The organism is Paraburkholderia sp. SSBN10T, assembly GCF_056619545.1.
The window spans coordinates 1-421 of record NZ_JBWQQI010000075.1; the positions used below are offsets into that span (position 1 = coordinate 1).

The following is a 421-nucleotide window of genomic DNA, read 5'->3' on the forward strand; positions in this document are numbered from 1 at the left end:
ACATGGCAGCAATCGAAGTCAGGCACGTGTACAAGCTGTTCGGCCCCGAGACCGGTCACGCGCGCGTGCTCGACCTGCTGAAAAGCGGCAAGGGCAAGGCCGAGGTGCTCGCGCAGACCGGCTGCAACGTCGGCCTGAACGACGTGAGCCTGAACATCGGCTCGGGTGAGATCTACGTGATCATGGGCCTCTCGGGCTCCGGCAAGTCGACGCTGGTGCGGCACTTCAACCGGCTGATCGAGCCGACCGCGGGCGAAATCGCGATCGACGGCTCGGACGTCATCAAACTGAACCCGCAGGGCCTGCGCGAACTGCGCCGCTACAAGGTCAGCATGGTGTTCCAGAACTTCGGGCTGCTGCCGCACCAGACGGTGCTCGACAACACGGCCTACGCGCTGCGCACCCGCGGCGAAAGCAAGGC

The 421-nt window shown here is 65.1% G+C and carries 1 protein-coding gene; it reads left to right on the plus strand.

The window, feature by feature from the left end:
- Window positions 1-421 (plus strand): ATP-binding cassette domain-containing protein (locus AC1ECK_RS36685; RefSeq protein WP_480328201.1); only part of this gene is annotated, 421 nt, incomplete at both ends.